The organism is Amycolatopsis tucumanensis, from assembly GCF_021654135.1.
GTDB lineage: Bacteria > Actinomycetota > Actinomycetes > Mycobacteriales > Pseudonocardiaceae > Amycolatopsis_E > Amycolatopsis_E tucumanensis.
In genome coordinates, this window is sequence record NZ_JAKGSD010000117.1 from 1 (window position 1) to 4,399 (window position 4,399).

Sequence of the window (4,399 nt, forward strand, 5' to 3'; positions counted from 1 at the left end):
GCCCCCGTGCCGCGACAGCGCCGCCGCGCCACGCCGTGCTGCCGCGCCACGCCACCGTGCCGCCCTGCGCCGCGGTGCCGCGCCGCGCCGTGCTGCCGCGCCACGCCGCCGTGCCGTCCCGCGGGCGCCGCTGTCGCGCTGCGGCGCGCTGCGGCGCGCTGCCGCGCCGCCCTCAGCCCTTCAGCTCCAGGAACTCCCAGTGCGCCTCCGGCGCCAGGCCGGCCATCCAGCGGCCGCAGTTCTGCAGCACGACGGGCCCCGACGTGATGTGCTGCGTCCCCGCGTGGAGGTCCCTGAAGAAGCGCTGCAGGTCGCCCCTGCGCAGCGCCGCCGTGGCCGCCCACTTGTACACCGTCTGGCCCGCCGCGTGCACCGACCACGTCGTGTTGTTCAGCATCAGCCGGGTGAGCGTCTCCTGCTCCGTGGTCAGCAGCGAACCACCGTCCAGCGTCGCCTCGTTGGCCTCCCACACCTCCATCGCCCACGCCCGTGCCGAGCGCAGCGCCGCCTCCGCCTGCGCGTACTCCGCGTGGAACTGCCCGGTGTCGACCGACGCGCCCGGCGTTCCGGACTTCCGCGCGGCCAGCGCCCGCATCTCGTCGAGCATCCGGCGCCCCACCCCGAGCGCCCAGCCGGTGTGGCACACGCCGGCCATGTTCGCCAGGCCCATGCGGTAGATCGCGCCGCCGTGCCGGGCCGCCATCGTGGTGATCTCGTACACGTGCGTCGACGGGACGAACACGTCCTCGCACACGTAGTCGATGCTGCTGGTCGCCTTCAGGCCCATCACGTCCCAGTTGTCGACGAGTGTCGCCTGCTCCTTGGGGAACGTGAAGATCAGCGCCTGCCCCGTCTCCTCGCACAAGGCCGCCGTGTGGATGTGGGTGGCCATCGAGATCCCGGACGCGAAGCTCCACTGCCCGTTGATCACATACCCGCCGTCGACGCGCCGCGCCGCGCCCAGCCGCGTGCCCTGTCCCGCCATCAGCGCGTACCGGCTGCCCGGCACGTCCGGGAACAACTCCGCCGCGGCCTCGTCACCGAGGTAGGCGGCCGTGGTGCCGGTGACCATCTGCAACGCCATGAACGACCACCCGGCGGACGCGTCCGAGTAGGCGATCTTCGCGATCGTCTCGATGACCTGGCGCGGCGAGAACTCGTACCCGCCCAGGTCCCGCGGGATGCCGATCTTCAGCGCCCCCGTCTCGTGCAGCACCTGCGCGACCTCGTCGGTGAGCCGCCCCAGTTCCTCGCCCTTCTCGGCGTTCGCGGCGAGCACCGGCGCGGCCTCGTCCAGGCGCGCCATCAACCCGTCGAACTCGTCGCTGACGTGCAGGCTCATGCGTCCGTCCCCTCCAGTCCGCGGATCCAGTCGATGACCGGCCGCACCGTCTCGTCGGAATTGGCTTCGAAGATCAGTCCGTGCCCGTTGCCCTTGACGCCGTGGTCGGGCAGGTGCAGCCGCACGGCGAGAGCGCCCGCGTCGCGCAGGAAGTCCACGACCTGCGGCGCGAAGTCCGCGAACGCCGACGCGCCACCGGTGACGACCACGACGGGTTTGCCCGCCAGCGCCGGGATCCGCATTCCCGCCCGCACCTCGGCCGGGCCGGAAACCGGCGGGTCGTAGGTGATCGGCGCCGAGGTCAGCCCCCAGTCCAGCGAACCCATCCCGGGGATCTCGGCGAAGGCCGGGCCGACCGGTTCGACCGCCACGATCGCCACCACCGCATCCGGTCGCGCGTCCGCCGCGAGCCACCCGACCGGACCGCCCGCGGAGTGGGTCACCAGCACCGCGGGACCGGTGAGGTCCAGCAACCGGCCCAGCCGGTCGGCGTCCATCCGCTGCGACTCCGCCAGGTCCGCGGGCAACGGGCCCATCGGGCACAGCAGCTGGTCGACCTCCGCCTCACCGTAGGTCCACTGGACCTGCTCGCCGCGCCGCTCCTCAGGCAGGAACAACGCCCGCGCCGCCTCGTACGGGAACGGCGCGCCCATCGGCGCCACCACGTCCGGGTGGTACGGCGAACGCCCGTGACCGCACCGGTCCACCACGTACACGACGAACCCGGCCTCCACGAAGCGCGTCGCCCAGCCCGGCCGCCCGTCCGGGGTGCCGGTCCAGTCGGTGCCCTGCCCGCCGCCGCCGTGCACCAGCACCAGTGGGTACGGCCGGGTCACCTCCGGCGGCGCCTCCCACTGCACGAACATCGGCGCCCGCTGCACGGTCACGCCGCCGGCCGCCACCCGCTCGCCCGGGATCCAGAACTGCCCGCGCCGCACGGTGATCTCGTGGCCGCCGGTCACATGTGGTGCGGTCACGTCAGATCTCGATCGGCTCGAGCCGGGCGAGGATCTCCTCGCGGCGGTGCTCGAACTGCTCGGGCAGCTGGAACCGCGTGCCCAGCTCCTTCGGCGACTCGTCGCACGTCCAGCCGCCTTCGGGGTGCGTCACGGCCAGCTCGAACAACGCGCCGCCGGGCGTGCGGACGTACACGCTCTTGAAGTACTTGCGGTCCTTCAGCTCGGAGATGTCGGTGTAGCCGCGGCCTTCGATGTCGAACTTGACCTCGTCCTGGTTGCGCAGGTTGCCGACGTTCCACGCGAAGTGGTGGTAGGTGCCCGCGCCGTAGCCCCAGGTGCCCTGGTCGTCGGTGCGGTTGACCGTCAGCTCGAGGTGGTTGCCGTACTTGGCGTTGCCGATCTGCAGCGCCGCGCGGTCGCCCTCCTCGGCGAGACGGCCCTGGGAGAAGAACGATTCCTCGGCGAACTCGACCATCCGGTCCGGCGTCGCGACGTGGATGCCCACGCCGTGGATGCCGTGGATCGCGCACTCGGGTGGCACGCCGTAGCCCGCGTGCCCGACGCGGTCGTCGCCGGTGTTGCCGACGAAGACGTACTCGATGCCGGACGGGTGCCGGAACGCCAGCCGCCGCTGCCCGAACACCTCGACGTTGTCCACCTCGACGTCGTGCTCGGTCAGGCGCCGGTGCCAGAAGTCCAGCGAATCGTGCGGCACCGACAGCAGCACCTCGCGCGCCTGGTTCGTGCCGCGTTTGCCGTAGAACCCGGCCTGCGCCCACGGGAACGTGGTGACCACACTGCTGGGGTCGCCCGCGGCGTTGGAGTAGTAGAGGTGGTAGATCGGCAGGGAGCCGTCGAACAGCACGGTGCGCTTGATCAGGCGCATGCCCAGCACCTTGACGTGGAAGTCCACGTCCTCCTGAGCGCCCGCGACGGACAACGTGACGTGGTGGGAACCTTCGACGAACGCCATGAAACGCCTCCACACTGAGGTTTTCCGCGGTGGTGCCGCAACGGTAGATTCGGCGGACGGCGCCCGTCATGAACGATGGGCGCACACCGCTGTCGAATGCGCGCACAACCGGTGGGGATGACGATGACGTCACTCGCGGACGTGGTGGCCGTGGCGCCCCCGGCCTCCGGGCCGAAGGTCGAGTTCGGCTCGTGGACGCACCAGGTGGAGCGCAGCGTGCTGCGGTTCCACTTCGACTGCGAGCGCCCGCGCGCGTTCGCCGGCATCGTCCGCAACCGCCCGCTCGCCGACGTCAACTTCGTCGACATGGAGAGCGGGCGGCACGCCGCCTACCGGGACGCGGCCACGATCTCGCCGGACGAGCAGGACTTCTACGTGATGACCCTGCAGCTGTCCGGGCAGTTGCGCCTGGCGCAGGACGGGCGGACCGCGGTCCTGAAGCCGGGGCAGTTCGCCATCTACGACTCCGCGAAGCCCGCCGCGATCGTCTCCAGCGACGACTACCGCTCCACCTGCATCCGGTTCCCCAAGCGGTACCTGCCCGCGCCGCCGCCCGGGATCACCGCGACCGCCTTCGAGTGCGAGCCCGGGCTGCCGTCGACCGTGTGGGGCATGCTGCTCAGCCTCAACCGGAACGTGGAGTCCCTGGGCCCGCACGGCCCGCGCGCGGTGCGCACGGTGATGGACCTGGTGACCGTGATGCTGCACGGCACGCGCTTGCTGCCCGGACGGCGCGAGGTGCTGCTGGAGCAGGTGCGCGAGTGGATCGACGCGCACCTGGGCGACCCGGACCTGGGCCCGAACGCGGTCGCCGCCGCGCACTACATCTCGCCCCGGCACCTGCACAACCTGTTCGCGGGCACCGGGTTCACGGTGTCGTCGTGGATCCGCGCCCGTCGTGTCGAGTGCTGCCGCCGAGACCTGGCCGACCCGCGGCTGGCCGCGACGCCGGTCGCCGCGATCGCCGCGCGCTGGGGGTTCAAGGGCGCGTCCCACTTCGGCCAGGTCTTCAAGCGCGAGACGGGCCGCACCCCCGCGGAGTTCCGCGCGGAGTCGCTGGCGGGCCTGCGCTAGTGTCCTGAGTCGTTAATTCGTCGGCAGTAGGCGGCGAGGGAGTCGAGGATT

At 71.8% G+C, this 4,399-nt stretch carries 4 protein-coding genes; 1 reads left to right on the plus strand and 3 read right to left on the minus strand.

Going from position 1 to position 4,399, the window contains the following annotated elements; all coding sequences use genetic code 11:
• Nucleotides 1–172 precede the first annotated feature (172 nt).
• The 3 genes from L2C96_RS43910 to L2C96_RS43920 are packed head-to-tail and all read right to left on the minus strand — an operon-like array spanning nucleotide 173 to nucleotide 3,274.
• Nucleotides 173–1,342: an acyl-CoA dehydrogenase family protein gene (locus tag L2C96_RS43910; RefSeq protein WP_237340297.1), complete on the minus strand. Its 1,170-nt coding sequence runs from the start codon at nucleotides 1,340–1,342 to the stop codon at nucleotides 173–175.
• Nucleotides 1,339–2,319: an alpha/beta fold hydrolase gene (locus L2C96_RS43915; protein ID WP_237340298.1), complete on the minus strand. Its 981-nt coding sequence runs from the start codon at nucleotides 2,317–2,319 to the stop codon at nucleotides 1,339–1,341. Before L2C96_RS43915 ends, L2C96_RS43910 begins: the two co-directional genes overlap by 4 nt.
• Before the next feature lies 1 nt (nucleotide 2,320).
• Entirely contained in the window at nucleotides 2,321–3,274 is a 954-nt protein-coding gene (locus tag L2C96_RS43920; protein WP_020422719.1) for a VOC family protein, read from the minus strand.
• Between the two features lie 117 nt (nucleotides 3,275–3,391).
• On the opposite strand from L2C96_RS43920, the gene L2C96_RS43925 reads away from it, so the two are divergent.
• Nucleotides 3,392–4,348 (plus strand): AraC-like ligand-binding domain-containing protein, encoded by a 957-nt coding sequence (locus L2C96_RS43925; protein WP_425550252.1) that lies wholly within the window; start codon nucleotides 3,392–3,394, stop codon nucleotides 4,346–4,348.
• Nucleotides 4,349–4,399: the final 51 nt, after the last annotated feature.

Bases quoted from the DNA above. Each gene is read 5' to 3' on its own strand.
- L2C96_RS43910 (WP_237340297.1), bottom strand. From the start codon at position 1,342: ATGAGCCTGCACGTCAGCGACGAGTTCGACGGGTTGATGGCGCGCCTG.
- L2C96_RS43920 (WP_020422719.1), bottom strand. From the start codon at position 3,274: ATGGCGTTCGTCGAAGGTTCCCACCACGTCACGTTGTCCGTCGCGGGC.
- L2C96_RS43925 (WP_425550252.1), top strand. From the start codon at position 3,392: ATGACGATGACGTCACTCGCGGACGTGGTGGCCGTGGCGCCCCCGGCC.